A 17292-nucleotide genomic window follows, 5' to 3' on the forward strand; every position below is an offset into this window, starting at 1 on the left:
CTAAGGGCTTCACACAAAGCGCTTGTATCATAAAGGCGATTTCAGCCCAGATGCTGTCATATTGAGCCTGTCGAAACACCTTAAAGCGTATTTAAACAAGTCCTTCAACAGGCTATCATTGATAGGCTCCAAAAAAGGGTCGTCATTGCGAGGCACGAAGCAATCTTAAAGCGCACGCTGTTAGCGATCGTTGTAAGATTGCTTCGTCGGCTGAAAAAGCCTTCTCGCAATGACGATGCCGCGCAGCCTACAATTAGTTAAAATCATCTGTCTATTCATATTGATTTTTATACAATTAATTAACCCTCAGGATGACAAATCTATATTATGATACAACCTCTTTTTATTTAAAAAGCATTTCACTATGCTAAAATCCTAAACAGCCGTTTATTATCCCCTTACCCAGCCTGCTACTACATTACTCACCGAGGGTATTAGTGGAAGACTAACGGTCCCAATTTTTTTGGCAATCCTTTATTTCATTTATGCCCTAGCGACAGGCCACAGTTCTGACGTTCCCGAACTTTGTTGGGCAGAAGCGATTTCAATTCGGGTATAGCGATTCTACGCCAGGGGGTTAAAAATAAAAGCTAAAATTCAGCCTATTATTACCAGCCGGAGTTGTTCCGCTCGCTGCATCCTACAGCATCCAAAGCTTCAGGTTGTTGTCTCCAACCCAGAATACAGAGATGAGCCTTAATCCAAAGTTGACACAGCATGCAGACTATTAAATATTAACAGCATTCCCATTATACTCCTTATATTTATTGTTTTTTAAATAGTATATAAAATTAATTCTTTATGCCATGCGCTAATCAAATGAACGGCGGGTGTTTGTCTGCAGAATTACCCGATTCATAATATGAAGAAAAATAAGCCAAAATCGCCATCAAAAAAGCTGATAAACAGGATTTATAGCCATTATTTGTTTATGGGTTTCCTATTGTTCATGGTAAGCCAGCCGGCATTCGCCCAGGAGAAAAAAATACCAGGTTATTGGATTTCTACAGCACAGCAGAGGGTAAACAAACCCAATACCTGGATAGCGTTTCGCCGTGATATCATGATAAAAAACAAAGCCCTACAGGCCTTAACTACCATTGCTGCCGATACCAAATATTGGCTTTGGATAAACGGCAAACTTGTGATATTTGAAGGCGGACTAAAGCGCGGGCCTAATCCTAAAGATACCTATTGCGATAAAGTAAACCTTGGGCCCTACCTAAAAAAAGGCAAGAACCAAATTGCTGTACTACTTTGGTACTTCGGTAAAGATGGCTTTTCGCACGTAGGCAGCGGGCGTGCCGGTTTTTATTTTAGTATGAAAGCAAAGCAGGCAGAATTAAACAGCGACGATAAATGGTTGTGCAGCATTCATCCCGCTTACGGGGACACAGATGCCCCTTTGCCCAATTTCCGCCTTGCGGAATCAAATATCCGTTTTGATGCCCGCAAAGATATTGCAGGCTGGCAAACGGCATCGTTAAATGCATTGCAGGGCTTTAGCGCTGCAGAAAAAATTGGCCTCCCTGGCGATGCACCCTGGAATAAACTGGTTGAACGCCCTATACCCCAATGGAAAGACTTTGGGATAAAGGAAATAAAATTTGAACGCCATAAGGGGGCCAGCGCAGATACAATTGTAGGCGCTTTGCCGTACAATATGCAAATGACACCGATAATCTCGGTTCTGGATGATAAAGGAGGGCATTTAATTAACATTAATACCGACCATAGTGTAGCCGGGGGAACAAACAATATAAGGGCGGAGTATATTACTGCCAAAGGTTTCCAGGAATACGAATCGTACGGATGGTTAAACGGCGAGAAGATACTGCTCATTGTTCCGAAAGGCGTTAAGGTAACATCAGTTAAATATCGCGAAACCGGCTATAATGCAGCGCCTGAGGGTGCTTTTGCTTGCAGCGATGAGTTTTACAACCTGTTTTGGAAAAAGGCTAAGCGAACTTTATACCTTAACATGCGCGATAATTATTTTGATTGCCCCGACAGGGAACGTGCCCAATGGTGGGGAGATGCTGTTTTGTTGATGGGTGAAAGTTTTTATACCTATTCAACCTCGACACATGCGTTGATGCGCAAAGCTATACGTGAACTGGCGGCATGGCAGCGCCCCGGAGGTGAGTTATTTGCGCCAATTCCCGGTAATTTTAATCAGGAACTGCCCGACCAGATGCTTACCAGTATTGGCGAATACGGCTTTTGGAATTACTATATGAACACTGGCGACCGCAAGCTTATAACAGACGTTTACCCGGCTGTAAAAAAGTACCTGAATTTATGGAAAACGGACGAAACTGGCCTTACCGTGTTACGTAAAGGCGGCTGGCTTTGGGGAGACTGGGGCGATAACAAAGACTTGAGGCTTATTATGGCCGGATGGCATTACCTTGCTTTGGACGGTGCCGCCAAAATGGCCGATGCGCTTGGCTATGATCAAGATGCCGCAGATTACCGGCAGGTTATGGCCCTTGTGAAGGCCGGATACAATAAATGCTGGAATGGGCACGCCTACCGCCATCCTTTGTACAATGAAAAAACAGATGACCGGGTGCAAGCCTTGGCGGTTATCGCGGGTATAGCCGATTCGTCAAAATATGCTGATATTTTATCATCGTTGAAAACAGAATTACATGCTAGCCCCTATATGGAAAAATATGTAATGGAGGCACTTTTTGTGATGGGCGAGGGAAAATATGCCATGGACAGAACCAAAAAACGCTTTGCAGAAATGGTTAACAACCCTAACTATAGCACCTTGTTTGAAGGTTGGGGCATAGGCGAAAATGGATTTGGAGGTGGCACAACCAACCATGCCTGGAGCGGAGGGGCTCAAATCGTTATTGCGCAATATTTGTTTGGCGTTAAACCACTTGATGCCGGTTATAAAACTTTTTTGATAGCACCCCAACCCGCCACTTTTACCTCAGCGAACCTTACCGTACCAACGATTAAAGGCCTGATCAGTACCTCATTTCAAAATAATGCTGATGGCTTTCGGATGAATGTTATTGTTCCGAAGGGTACAACAGCCATTGTAAGATTGCCCTCGGGCTCGAAGGTATATGTGAACAAGAAGTTACTGACTGAAAAAGACCTAAATGTTGATGAATTGCTGCAAAAAACCCGTTTTACCACGTTTAAACTCGCTTCCGGGAAATATGTGATCAAACGGGAAAGATCTTTATGATGTGCTTAGTATGATATGGAGTATTTGGTTAGCCAAACAAAGTATCGTGCCATATCATTGATTGAAGAAAAGCTAAAAAGACAATAATCAACCCAAACATAAATACATTATAAGCTGCCCTTAATAACCTGTATTTTCTGCCGAGAACCACTCCTTGTACATATTCATCTTTAATAAGGCTTTGGTATAAAAAGTCATTATCGCACAATACATGAGTCATTCCTGCAGCATAATCATTCATCTTCATTCTGTAGAAATTTCCAAAAAAAAGAAGGTTTACTTTTTTAGTTGATAAATCTTTTGCCGTGAATTTGCCATTTGGAAGTGAAGGTCTGGTTGCCAGAATAGCGAGAATCAAGGTAATAAGGCTGGTGGCTAGTAGAATGAGCGATGGAATGATCAAATGAAGGGTATCCTTTAAACGTCCAATCCCAAGACTAACAATCGCTGATAGAATAATAGAGTTAACCGTAATCAGAATTTGTGCTTTATTATCCGCCATGTCACTTAGGCGGTGATCATTGCCAGCCGTGATTTTAATGAGCATTTCAATGGAAGATTTTAAATCAAAATCTGACACGGGTACTATATCTATTGATTTTTTCTCTTTATTCATATCTAGCAATGGTAAATTTTAAGGAATTTGGTTTTCTCACAAAGATATTAATCATTTTCAAAATGTTAACTGAAAGCGCTGACCTATCATATGCCTATTTTGGTAAGTAATTAAGCCATTTGATGAATTTTTATGACGCTTGTATTGTACATCATTTGAATAGAATTAATCTATATTTTTCATTACTTCAAAGTTTCAATCCTTATCCTGGTCATACATATAAAATTAGGGCAGCATTGAGTAAATATTCAATTCATTGATTTTTAAATACTTACACAATAACAAGACATTACATCTAAAACAATATTTTTTTTTGTACGCTCAAAATATTTAACTTTTATTTTGCCAATTGAACATTTTATGTACTTTTGTCTAAAATGAAGTTATCCAAAGAAGACCAAATCAGAGACGAAATTATCGCTGCCGCCATAGCGGTTTTTGAAAGCTATGGCTTTACCCGGGTATCAATGCAGGATATTTCCAAAGCAGGTAAAAAAGGACGCACTACTTTGTATTATTATTTCGGTAATAAAACAGAAGTTTTTGATGCAGTAGTAGAAAAATTATGCCTTCAGATATTTGATGCCTGCCAGGCGGTTATTGATCCCAATGCCTCAATGTCTACTAATTTGGAAAAATTTTACACCAAGAAATTACAGGAACTCAAATTGCTTACTAAAAGATATCATCTGGTATTAGAAGATTTAAAGCAACAACCGGAGCTTGCCGCCGCTAAAACCAGGGTTTTACTCGAGAAAGAAGGCAGTGTACTTTACAAGTTGATCAGATGGGCAGTTGAGAAAAAAGAAATTGCGGAACTCAGCGAGGCTGATAGTCATTTTCTTGCTGAAACAATTGTAACCGCATTCAAAAGCTTTGAGCATGAAATCATCTTGTTTAACCGGTTTCCCGATATGGAAGCCAAACTGTCCTGGATTTCACAAATTTTTTGCAAAGGATTGAAATAATTTTTTTTGATTAAAAATAGACAAAAACACATAAACTGTTCAAATGATTAAAATATGAAACCTATCTCATCAATTTTTACAGCCGCTACCGTAGCGCTACTTTTCACTGGATGTTCCGAGCACAAAGATTCTGGCAAAATGCCTGACACGATCAATGTTAAAACGATTAATTTAAGCAAGCAACAGGGAGGATCCTCCGATCAGATAATTTATAGCGGAACTTTGCAGGCCGACAAAATGATCGATTTGAGTTTCCAGGTTTCCGGCACCATTAATTCATTCCCGGTACAAGCCGGAGATTATATAAAAAAAGGCCAGTTAGTGGCCACCGTAGATGAAACTACTTACCGTAATCAATATAATGCACAATTAGCCCAGGTTAAACTGGCTGAAGAAAACTATAACCGTATTCTTTCTGTATTTAAGAAAGGCAGCATAGCAGAAATTAAAATGCTGGAGGCTAAATCAAATCTAGACCAGGCGGCATCTGCTGCAAAGGCAACTTATCAAAATATTGCGCACACCAGGCTATACGCTCCTCAAAGCGGGTATGCGGGCGACAAAAAAACAGAAGCAGGTGCTATTGCTAGTCCCGGATTACCTGTGTTGCAGTTACTGGATACACGTTCGGTAAATGTTTTAGTAGCTGTTCCTGAAAATGAAATCAACCTATATCATCAGGGTGATCATGCATCTGTCACCATAGAGGCCATGGGTAATACTCCAGTAGAGGGGCATATTGCAGAAGTAGGTGTCATGGCCCTCAATAGTAGTGCAAACTACACGGTCAAAGTAAAATTGGCCAATTCCAGTCAAAATTTAAAACCAGGCATGCTCTGCAAGGTGGTATTCCGATCTTCCCAAGCTAAATCATTGCCTGCTAAAACAGTTGAACAGCAATTAATTGTTCCTGCCCAGGCCGTACAGGTAGATGAGCAAGGCCGTAATTATGTATATACCGTTAACCCGCAACATAAAGCGCAACGGAAAGAGGTTAAAACCGGTTTACTCTATAATAATGGATTGGCAATTACCAGTGGTTTAACTGGTAATGAAGAACTGATTACTTCCGGTTACCAAAAGCTGGCAGATCAGTCTCCCGTTAAAATCATCCAATAAATCAGCCCCCATGAAAAAGAAAGAAAACATGATTGAGTGGGCCATGCGCTACCATGTGCTGCCCCTTACCCTAGCTGCTGTACTATTTTTACTGGGTATCCTTGCCCTGTTCAATATGCCACGCAATGAATTTCCCGATTTTACGATCAGGCAGGGCGTAATCGTTGGCCTTTACCCGGGTGCATCATCCAACCAGGTAGAAGAACAAATGACCAAAAAAGTTGAGGAATACCTTTTTAGTAATAATGAGGTGGATAAAACTAAAACCTACTCTTATTCACGCGATGGCGTAATGTATATTTTTGTTGAAGTATCTGATAAAGTGAGCGGTGCTGAGGCCAAAGCTTTTTGGAATAAGATTAAGAATGGCATGCTCCTTTTACAGGGGCAGTTACCGAAAGAGGTGAAAGGTTTTTATGTGAACAGCGATTTTGGTTCTACCTCTGCTTTACTGCTGGCAGTAGAATCACCCACCCGGCCTTATAAAGAACTGCTGCGAAATGTAGAAGACATTGAAGCTGAATTACGCCGGGTTAAAGACGTGGCCAAAATATCACACACGGGTAACCTGAACGAGCAAATCGGTATTTATGTTGATAACAATAAACTGCTTCAAAATGGAGTTACGGCTGGTAACATTAAGGAAGTATTGCAAAATGAGGGTGCCATCAGTGCTGCGGGCACCGAAGATGGAAAAATAATCGATCGACCAATACATCTGACCAGTTTTTATAAAACGGAGTCAGACCTTGCCGGGCAGATTATCAAGCGTGATGATAAAGGTAATTCCATACGGCTCCGTGATGTAGCCACCATCAGGCGGGAATATGGTGACCCTGACAGCTATGTAACATCCAATGGTACCAAAAGCATCATTATTTCACTGGAAATGGTGACCGGTAAAAATATCGTACATTTTGGCAAGGAACTGGAAGAGCGGCTGGCAAAAGTGAGTGCACATTTGCCGCCGGATATTAAACTGGTTAAACTAGCCAATCAGCCGGAAGTGGTTGATGAATCCATTGCCCACTTTATGAAAGAGTTCGCTTTTGCCCTTATCGGTGTAGTGGTTGTAGCTTTATTGTTATTACCGTTGCGGGTAGCAGCTGTAGCAGCGGCAACCATTCCAATTACGATTGCGGCAACACTGGGCATTATGTACCTGGCAGGGATAGAACTGGATACGGTAACATTGGCAGCGCTTATTGTGGTACTGGGAATCGTTGTTGATGATCCAATTGTAGTTATAGATAACCATGTAGAAAAGCTGGATCATGGGATGTCTTTCTGGGATGCAGCCAAAAGCAGTGCGGAGGAACTTTTCCCTTCTGTATTTACAGCTACGCTTGCCATTTCAGCCACATTCTTCCCGCTGATGTTTTTTATGACGGGAACCGCAAAAGACTTTATCAGTGTTTTCCCGGTTACCATCATTATTGCCTTAACCTTGTCTCTGGTCATATCAATGTTATTGGTGCCATTTTTTAATACGCTTTTCATTAAAAAGGGGTTGCATAACGAAAATAAAAAGCAAGACCATAAATCAATGCTGGACAGGCTACAACTGTTTTTTAATAAACATATCGGCAATTCAGTTAAACATTACAAACTTACCATACTCTTCGGCGTGCTGTCCGTTGTATTCGGTGTCATCATCATGGGCATACTCCCCCAGCAATTATTCCCTAAAGTAGAACGTAATCAATTTGCTGTGGAGATTTACCTGCCCAGTGGTTACAGCCTTAACCAAACGGATAGTGTGGTTAAAAACATGGAACGTATCATGCATCAGGATAAACGGGTGGTAAATTATACCAGTTTTATTGGTAACAGTTCACCACGTTTTCACATGGTTTACGCCCCTAACCTCGCCGCTAAAAATTATGCGCAAATATTGGTCAATACAGCATCTGAAGGCGCCACGGAAGAAGTGATCAAGGATTATCAGCAAAAATACAGCAATGTGTTCCCATCTGCTTATGTAAGGATGAAACAACTGAACATGGTTAGTTCATCTGCGCCGATTGAAGTTCGTATATCAGGCAACAATATTGACGATCTTAAAGCGGTAGGTAAAAAGGTGATTGCCATAGGTAATAGGCATAAAAAAGTGATCTGGACCAGGACGGACTATGACCAAATGGAGGAAGGGATAAAACTCAATGTGAAAAGCCAGGAACTGGCGCGCCTTGGTTTAACTAAGAGCGATGTGGCCAACACCGTGGCCATGCACACCGAGGGTGTTGATGCTACGCGACTTTGGGAAGGTAACTATCAGATTGATGTGAAAATTAAAACACCCAAAACATCCAGAATGAATGTATCCAACCTGCTAGACCTCAATATACCTTCCCAGCAAACAAAAACAGTGGTACCGCTTAGACAGGTGGCCGATATTTCGCCGGAATGGAATGACGGACAGGTGGTGAGGCGGAACAGCATCCGCACACTAACTGTACGGATGGACATTGTTCCGGATGCTGTTGCCAATAACGTGCTGACGGAATTACAGCCAGATATCACCAAAATTAAATTGCCGCAGGATGTTGAAATCTCCTATGGCGGTGAACTGGAACTGCAAAGTGAAAACATGGGCCCTATGGGAATTTCCTTACTCATGAGCGTCATCCTGATCTTTTTGATTTTGCTCTGGCATTTCAAGCACCTTAAGCACGCAGTGCTCAGTATTACCACTATGCCACTCAGTCTGCTTGGCGCATCATTCGGATTATTGGTAACTGGCTATCCATTCGGTTTCACCTCTTTTCTAGGACTATTGGCCTTATGCGGTATTGTGGTGCGTAATGGTATTATCCTGATCGATCATGCCGAAGAACTCAGGATTCATGAAGGAAAAACGGTGTTGCAGGCCGGTATTTTATCAGCCGAACGCCGTATGCGGCCCATATTCCTAACTTCTACGGCCGCAGCAGTTGGTGTTACACCTATGATCATCAGCCGCTCCTCTTTATGGGGACCATTAGGCACTGTGATCTGCTTTGGGCTAATGGTTTCCATGGTATTAACCCTTTTTGTTTTACCAACGCTTTACTGGCTGTTCTTCCGCAAAGAAGATGAAAAGGTAGAAGAAACAAATCACCAAACCGCGTAATCCTTAAAATTGATTATTATGAAATTCCTCTTTTTATCCATCATATATCTGGGTTTGGCATATACCGCCACCGCTCAGCATATTGTGTCACTTGAGCAAAGCAGGCAAGCCGCTTTAGCATACAGTACCGCGATCAAAAACGGGCAGCTTAAAGTAAGCTCGGCAGACTTCGGACTAGTTGCAGCCAAATCTTCCTATCTCCCATCTGTTAGCGGTACTGGCCTGGGCTTGTATGGCTTCAAAGATTTGGTACCGGCTATTCCGGGCATATTGAACAAAGGCATCAACAATTTCTACCTGGTAGGTGTAACAGCCACCCAGCCCATTTACGCAGGCGGTAAAATTGAAACCGGTTATCGGCTAGCTGCTTTACAGCAAGAAACCAGTAAAATAATGGCCCAGCAATCTGTTGATTCGGTATTACTGCTCACTACGCAAAAATACTGGAACCTGGTAAACTTGCAGGAGCAGGAAAAAACGCTCGCAGCTAATGAATTGCTGCTGAATAATGTGCTGAAAATGCAAAAGGATATGCTGGCTTCAGGAATGATTGCCCGCAATGACCTGCTGAAAGTAAAAGTTCAACGCAGTCAGCTAATTGTTAACCGGAGCAAATTGCAAAACGGGCGGCGACTGGCCTTGTTTGATTTTTCAATATACACTGGCATGCAATATGATTCATTGATGGTGATGCAAGATACGCTGGACAAGGTAAATGAACCATTGCTTCCTGGTGGAACAGCGGACACCACACTTTCTGGCATAGCCAATTACCAGTTACTGCTCAAACAGGTACAAGCTGAAGGTCTGCAAACCAAATTAAGTAAAGCAGATTATTTGCCGAGTTTATCTGTCGGGCTGAGTGCTTCGCAGGCAGGCTCATTTAATAAGACAATAGGCAGTACTTTTGTACCGGCAGCCCTGGCTACCCTGAGCATTCCTATTTCAGACGGTTTATGGGGGCATGCGAAACAAAAGGTAAAACAGAGAAAGATTAGCGAACAAATTGCTCAAAACACTTTAAGGGATGGGAGCAATCAGCTGCAGGTAGGTATTCTGAAATACTGGTACGATATGAAAGATGAACTGACGCAGATCCGCTACGCCAAAGAGAACTTGTTACAGGCCACAGAAAATCTGAAAGTAAATCAGGATAACTATAAAGCAGGATTAAGTACAGCAACTGATGTTTTGGATGCCCAGGCATTTTATCAACAGGCTGCATTAACATTAAATACCGCTTATTCGGATTTTCAAGTGAAAAAAGCTGCATATGAATATGCAACAGGTAAAATTAATAGTAAATAAGTTTTATTCATCATAGCTAACCCGATGGAAATATTTAGGAAAACGGAATATCGTGTTCAAATAGCCGAAAACGCAATTAGGGTAATTAGCCAATACAGTATTGAACAGGTGTCTTGTAAACTCATCTCGGCTATTACAAAAGTTAGTGTAAACACAATTATTGATCATTTTGACAATTTGAATAATCTGATCGCCTTTTGCCTTGTGCAGAGTTTTGATGGTTTAGCCAAAAATTTATCAAAAGATATTAAAGAGAGGCGCAATAATATGAATGGTATGGAAGCCTTTTGGATAACATTAGTGGAGTTTAATAGGACTCATTACCATAAAGGGCGGCTAATAGCCGCTTACCTTAAGGCTCCTGCTTCGTATCCGTTGGTGCAGGTAAAGCATTGCCTTGCAAATTCCCTTAATCATAAGTTTGAAAAGACTGAGCATATCTTAAAAAGATGCAATGGTGATATTAGGTTTATCGCATTTGCGTACCTGTTTCAAATGGCAAATAAGGTATCGAATGATCTGGCCAATTCTGTAGAAAGGCATAGACAACTTTTCATATCAGATTTCTACAATGAGCATGTGGCATATGAGCTCAACAGGTTTACTAAACTCCCCATAAGCTAACCATGAAATGAAAATGATGACGAGAATTGTAGTTGTAGGTGGTGGATTCGCCGGAATTAACCTGATAAAAGGACTTGCAGGTAAAAAAGGTATTGAAGTTGTATTGGTGGATAAGAATAATTACCATTTTTTTCCCCCGCTCCTGTACCAGGTAGCCACCGCATTTATTGAGCCCTCCAACATTACTTACCCCTTTCGTAAAATGTTTCAGGGAAAACAAAATGTGCGCTTCTATAATGGAACATTGCTAAGTGTTGATGAGGAGGAAAAACAAATCATCACCGATAGCGGGAGGCTCAACTATGATTTTTTAGTGTTGGCCATGGGTACCGAAACCAATTTCTACGGCCTGGAAACCTTGAAAACGAAAGCTTTGCCAATCAAAACAATTGAAGATGCGCTGTATCTGCGCAATCATTTGTTAATGAATATGGAAAAAGCCGTTAAAACGACCAACCCGCAAGAACGGGCTAAGCTGCTTAACCTTGTTATTGCAGGAGGCGGGCCAACCGGTGTTGAATTGGCCGGCATGGCAGGCGAAATGAGCAAAAGTATTTTTCGAAAAGATTATCCTGAACTGGGTGAAGCTGCAGGAAACATCTACCTGGTAGGTTCAGGAGATAAACTGTTGGGCCCCATGAGCAAACAGGCACAACAGGAATCTTATAAACAATTGTTTAAATTAGGGATTCAAATCAAATTGGGGGTGGCTGTTCAGGATTATATGAATGACGAGGTGATCCTTTCCAACGGCGAAAAGATCAGTACCTGTTCCCTTATCTGGGCATCGGGAGTTGTCGCAGCCAATGTGAACGGTTTGCCTGATGAATCCAGGGGCCGGGGAGGCAGATTAAAGGTTGATGAATATAACAGCATTTTAGGGATTGATAGCATTTTCGCCATTGGTGACATCTGCTGTCAAACTACAGACAAACATTATCCTGAAGGTCATCCGCAACTGGCACAGGTGGCCATACAGCAGGGTAAGTTACTTGCAGCTAACCTGGTGAATTTGACAGATAATAAAAGGATGAAGCCTTTCACCTATGTAAACAAAGGAAGTATGGCTATTATCACTAAATATCATGCCGTTGTAGACCTTCCATTTGGTTCTTTTAAGGGCTACTTCGCCTGGCTAACCTGGCTGTTCGTACATATTATACCTATAGCAGGGTTCAGGAACAAGGCAAAACTGGCATACAACTGGATTTGGAGTTTTCTAACGAATGATCCCAACCTGCGCTTGATTATACGCGCAAAAAAGGACCTTTAAACATCATAGTATAAATTACAGCAATCACAGTTTATGCTGCTGCCTTAGTCATATCTTAATTCACTAAATTATGCGCACCCCTACGTTTTCATTTCAATCCAATCCTACGATTAATCGTTTGATAAAGAGCGATTTTTCATTCAGGCCACTCGAAAACTACCTGAAAAAATTAACCCGCTCTTCTCCGATTAGAATGAGAATGATCGATGAGCTGATTGAAACGCTGCAACAATATTTAACTGGCAACAAGGACAATTCGCCCTTGCTTCCCGGCCCTGATGACCAATCCTTATTTGATTTAATTTACCTGGCACTGAACCCGTTACTTGCAGATGAACGTAATTGTTTTTTGGCAATAGCCTCGCCATTGCCGGGGAAAATACATTATTGTACAGATGCATTTAATGATCTTTTTAAAAATGGTATGGCAAAAGCAAAAAGCGTTGGCGATATAGATCCGGAAGTAAATCTGTTAAATGAATATAAGAATTATATCTACCGCCTGATTTTAAGCCAATGTTATCACTTTTCATTTCAGATACTGGAACCAGGACATTATTCCTACATTAACCCTGAAACCGGGCTGGAAGAATATTACAAGGTAAATATAGATACCAGGTTTATAGAGGTTGTGGTTACAGGTGAGCTGCCTGATGTTACAATGGATAGTATCATCAATGCCGGCCCTGCCCGCATAGACCCATTAACAATACTGGAAAAGATTTTACCATTGCACTTTTTTAAATTATCCGGTTTTGCCGTAATTACGCTGGAAAACATTACTGATACCTTCGCAATTGATCAAATCAGAAACGAACTTGTAAACCAGGAGAACGAAGATCACATCTACCAGCAGGTGATTAAAAGTTTAAGTGTCCTATCCGGCAACAATGCTGTTCATTTTAGTTTAAAACCTTTGACTAGGTTAAACAATGAGACAATTGTAGATATCAACCCGAAAATACACAGTTTCATGATGGATTTAGCCGAACAATTTGAAGACGAAATAATGCTTCAATCACTCTTTAGCGGCTATCAGGAAAATCCGGTTACGTATTACTTTTCTTCAGCCAATAATGCCGGACACAATTTTGAAATTCCGATTCATGATCTTTTGGAATCAAAAAAAGTTAAAGTTTATGCTTGTCTGCCGCTACTTTTCAAACAAAAGGTTGTTGGCATTTTGGAAATATATGCTTTCAAAGAGGTATTATTCTTTGAAAACATTTTGGCGAAAATAGCAGTAGCATTGCCTTTACTCAGCCAGTTAACAAAAAATAGTGCCGATCACTTTTCTGATCAGATCAATGATGTGGTGCGGCAACACTTCACCGTTCTGCAACCGGCCGTTCTGTGGAAATTCCATCTTGCGGCCTGGAATTACCTGCAAAAAGAGCAGAATATAGAAGCCGGTGCCGCCATAGAATCGATCACATTTGATGGCGTTTATGCTATTTATGGCGCAATTGACATCAAAGATTCTACACTAAAACGTAATGAGGCACTATTGAAGGATATTCATAACATGCTGGACGAATCCATAAGCATATCAAACAAGCTGATCATTGCCGGGTATCCTGCTGAAAAGATCAAAACATCATGTGTGAAATTCAAATCCAGCTACCAGCATGCGGTTACCTTAAAGGACGAAACAGCTATTTTAACCTTTCTACGCCTTTATTTGAAACCACTCTTAATGCCCTTGGCAGAAGAAGATCCGGATTATCTGGCTTATGCTAAGGCTTATCTGGAACAGGTTGATAATGGAAATGGCAAAAGCCATGCTAACCGTAACATTTTAGAGCAAAAAATTGGGCAGTTAAACGAAGATATAACGGGATTTATGGCCAGGATGATCGAGGATTTGCAGCAGCTACATCCTGGCTACATTAAGACATTTAGAACTGACGGAATTGAAAGTGATATTTACATCGGTCAATCCATTACACCGAGGTTAAAATTAGATGGCGGTAAAATCAGGGCATATCGGGCTTTGCAGCTTCGTTATATGGCATTGATTGCAAAGTATACCAATCAAATGTCACTGCTATCCCCCTCTGCGCTAACCACTACACAACTCATTTTTGCACCCGGCACACCCATTACCATTACTTTCCGTAATGATGAAAAGCGGTTTGATGTGGAAGGAGCAGATAACATCAATTATGAAATAATTAAAAAGCGAATCGATAAGATATGTATTAAAGGAAAAACCGAAAGGTTGAACCAACCCGGTAAAATAGCTATTGTATATCAGGATGCCGACATTAAAATGGAGTATTTGCATCTCATAAGCGTATTACAGGAAGAAGGGATCTTGCGTGAAAATGTGGAGGTTTTACACCTGGAAGACTTGAAAGATGTTTTTGGCTTAGTGGCAATCCGGGTAGAGATTTAAAATATATTGGCAAAGGAAATCGATTAAAAACATACAGATATAAGTAAGTAAATAAAGATGGAATCTTCTTTATCTCCTCAATTACCTTAAAAGAGCTGCAGACCGCAGATAGGCGGCTTTGTTGATGACTTTTATTAAAAACTTAAGTTTTGAAAAAATCAGGTATGAAATTTCATTCCATTGAGGATATCAATACTGTTCGTTTTTTTTCATGAAAAAATCACCGCAGGAGACAATTGAAGAACTCAAAGCTTTAGGCGTAAGCCCGCTTCCCTCAAAAATGGGTGACCCTGAAGATATAGCTTACGGCGCTTTTTACCTGTCAAGTGACGAGTCTGGCTTTGTTACTGGTACTGAATTAGTTATTGACGGTGGTTTTATTTCTAAATAAATTTCACTGAAACATAGAGAGATATCAAAATTAGAAAATAACTTGTTAAATATCAGATCAATAACTTATATCTGTTTATACAACAAATTGTTCTTTCAAAATTAGTTTAAATCATATCAAAATAACTGGTGCCCAATATAAAATGATCATTAACTATTATTTATAACTTGCTCATTTAATACCGATTGGAATATTCAGATGTTATCCCAGCGGGATCACGAAAGGCGCAAGAAATTGCGCCTTTTCTATTTAAAATATATCCTAAAGGGCTTTTTTTAAAAAAAAATAATAGGTCATTTCAAACCAAGCAATTGAGCAGGGCTATTGTATCTTATTTCATTTTTCAGATGGTCAGTGCGTTCTGCAAGTTTAGCAAGTAAACATATTAAGTTGAAAAGAAAAGCATTTGCAAAAAATGAAGAGAAACACTAGATTGCCACCTCATTGAGCATATCAATACTAACATGAAGCCAGATGTCAACCTCCTCTTTCACCTGCGATGACGATCTTTTAGCCGCTTTAAAGGCGGGTGAAAGTAGTGCATACAAGGAGATTTATGAACGCTACTGGCAACTGTTATATCGCTTTTCGCGCAAAATGCTACAGGACGAAAATGTTGCTAAAGATGTTGTACAGGAAGTGTTCACTATCTTATGGACTAAAAGAGCCACACAAAATAGCGCTGTACCACTTGCTGCCTATCTTTATACACTTACCAGAAACCGTATATTGGATATGGTAAAACACGCTAAAGTTGAAAACAGGTATCTCCAGTCATTAAACAGTTTTATTCAGGTCAATAATGCCACACCTGATCGCTTATACATCCAAAAGGAGTTTTATGATCAGATTGAACTAGAAATTCAGCATCTGCCAGAAAAAATGAGACTTGTTTTTGAAATGAGCCGCAAACAATACAAATCAAATCAGGAGATTGCAGACGAACTTCAGATTTCCAATAAAACAGTTAAAAACCAACTTAGCACTGCTTTAAAAATTCTACGAAAAAAGCTAGGCGATTCCATAAATATCTATCTGATATTTTTTTAAAAATATTTTAATTCTATCTGGGACTTTCGCTCCACTTAGTCGTTAAGCCAGTATCTACAGAGCAATTAATGACTGAACACGAAACCAAAAAAGCCCGGGAACTACTTAGCCGTTATAATGCTGGTAGCTGTACACCTGAAGAAGAGCAGCTTATTGATGCCTGGTTTAACCAGCAGGCCAAGGCTATTACTGATTTTCATATCTCAGAGGATATGGATGAAATCGGGCGGGAAATCTGGGTCAGGTTGCCTGTCCTTAATCCGCCTGTCAAACGAATCTGGCCAAAATTAGTAGCCGCAGCCGCGGTGATATTGGTTTTGTCAGGGTTATTCAAAATGTATAACAACACAAGACTGAACAACAACCTCTCGCAAAATAAAATAGAAAAAATCTCTCCGGGTTCATTTGGCGCTACACTTACTTTGGCTAACGGGAAAAGGATCAGATTAAACGAACTGCATAATGGCGTTTTTGCCGAAGAATCTGGTGTAACCATCAGTAAGACTGCAAAGGGTGAACTAGTTTATGAGATCAAAAGTGAACCATCGAACTTAGTAAAAACCAATACACTTACGACCGCAAAGGGCGAGACTTTTAAACTAGAACTTCCAGACGGTTCTTCAGTTTGGCTCAATGCGGCTTCCAGCTTAACCTACACAACTAATTTGGCCCATGCAGCCATTCGTTCTGTAAAGTTAACAGGTGAAGCGTATTTTAAAATAGCTCATGATAGCGAACATCCATTTGTGGTAGCCACCCGCGGACAAAACATAACGGTTTTGGGTACAGAATTTAATGTAAGTTCTTATTCAAATGATGATGCAGAAACTACTACACTGGTTCGTGGAAAGGTTAGCATGAATACGGCCAGCGAAAAAGTCATCCTTTTGCCTGGCGAAAAAGGTACGGTGAGCAATGGAATGATCCAAAAGGCAAACGCCAATATTGAAGCGGCAACAGGCTGGAAAAACAATGAATTTGTATTTGCCAGTCAGGACATTAAGTCTATCATGAAATTAGTAGCCCGGTGGTACGATGTAAACATCAGTTACGAAGGGGAAATACCGGCAGAAAAGATTAGTGGTAGCATTTCAAGATTTGCCGATATCCATAGCGTACTTAACATTCTCCAGGCCACAAAGACGGTCAGCATCAAAACTGAAGGCAATAACGTAGTGGTATCTGGCAATAGAAAATAATGATTAAATAAATATTATAAAAA

12 protein-coding genes are annotated in these 17292 nt (G+C 40.6%); 11 read left to right on the top strand and 1 reads right to left on the bottom strand.

Annotated elements, in window-relative coordinates:
- Positions 1–862 precede the first annotated feature (862 nt).
- Positions 863–3211 (top strand): alpha-L-rhamnosidase-related protein, encoded by a 2349-nt coding sequence (locus tag ACUN24_RS18800; RefSeq protein ID WP_445563895.1) that lies wholly within the window; start codon positions 863–865, stop codon positions 3209–3211.
- A 28-nt stretch (positions 3212–3239) separates the two neighbouring features.
- Here the strand turns inward: ACUN24_RS18800 and ACUN24_RS18805 are convergent, their stop codons facing one another.
- Positions 3240–3827 (bottom strand): Pycsar system effector family protein, encoded by a 588-nt coding sequence (locus tag ACUN24_RS18805; RefSeq protein ID WP_219078774.1) that lies wholly within the window; start codon positions 3825–3827, stop codon positions 3240–3242.
- Between the two features lie 377 nt (positions 3828–4204).
- Between ACUN24_RS18805 and ACUN24_RS18810 the strand changes: the two genes are divergently transcribed.
- The 10 genes from ACUN24_RS18810 to ACUN24_RS18855 all read left to right on the top strand — a co-directional run bounded on the left by ACUN24_RS18810 (position 4205) and on the right by ACUN24_RS18855 (position 17269).
- Positions 4205–4795, top strand: coding sequence for a TetR/AcrR family transcriptional regulator (locus ACUN24_RS18810; RefSeq protein ID WP_265852154.1), 591 nt, complete (start codon positions 4205–4207; stop codon positions 4793–4795).
- A gap of 54 nt (positions 4796–4849) precedes the next feature.
- Positions 4850–5914, top strand: coding sequence for an efflux RND transporter periplasmic adaptor subunit (locus tag ACUN24_RS18815; protein ID WP_445563896.1), 1065 nt, complete (start codon positions 4850–4852; stop codon positions 5912–5914).
- A gap of 10 nt (positions 5915–5924) precedes the next feature.
- Positions 5925–9026 carry an efflux RND transporter permease subunit gene (locus ACUN24_RS18820; protein WP_445563897.1) on the top strand — a complete coding sequence of 1034 codons (3102 nt, stop codon included), beginning with the start codon at positions 5925–5927 and terminating at the stop codon, positions 9024–9026.
- 18 nt (positions 9027–9044) lie between these two features.
- Entirely contained in the window at positions 9045–10334 is a 1290-nt protein-coding gene (locus ACUN24_RS18825) for a TolC family protein (protein WP_445563898.1), read from the top strand.
- A 24-nt stretch (positions 10335–10358) separates the two neighbouring features.
- A complete protein-coding gene (locus tag ACUN24_RS18830; RefSeq protein WP_219078779.1) occupies positions 10359–10958 on the top strand; it encodes a hypothetical protein in 600 nt (199 codons plus the stop codon).
- Positions 10959–10971: 13 nt separating this feature from the next.
- Positions 10972–12231, top strand: coding sequence for an NAD(P)/FAD-dependent oxidoreductase (locus ACUN24_RS18835; RefSeq protein WP_445563899.1), 1260 nt, complete (start codon positions 10972–10974; stop codon positions 12229–12231).
- 70 nt (positions 12232–12301) lie between these two features.
- On the top strand, positions 12302–14629 hold the full coding sequence (locus tag ACUN24_RS18840; protein ID WP_445563900.1) for a hypothetical protein: 2328 nt from the start codon (positions 12302–12304) through the stop codon (positions 14627–14629).
- Between the two features lie 211 nt (positions 14630–14840).
- On the top strand, positions 14841–15020 hold the full coding sequence (locus ACUN24_RS18845) for an SDR family oxidoreductase (protein WP_445563901.1): 180 nt from the start codon (positions 14841–14843) through the stop codon (positions 15018–15020).
- A gap of 474 nt (positions 15021–15494) precedes the next feature.
- The gene (locus ACUN24_RS18850) at positions 15495–16070 is read left to right on the top strand and encodes an RNA polymerase sigma factor (RefSeq protein WP_445563902.1); all 576 of its coding nucleotides are present in this window, start codon (positions 15495–15497) and stop codon (positions 16068–16070) included.
- Between the two features lie 68 nt (positions 16071–16138).
- Positions 16139–17269 (top strand): FecR family protein, encoded by a 1131-nt coding sequence (locus ACUN24_RS18855; RefSeq protein ID WP_445563903.1) that lies wholly within the window; start codon positions 16139–16141, stop codon positions 17267–17269.
- The last annotated feature ends 23 nt before the right edge of the window (positions 17270–17292 follow it).

The organism is Pedobacter sp. WC2501 (assembly GCF_052682415.1).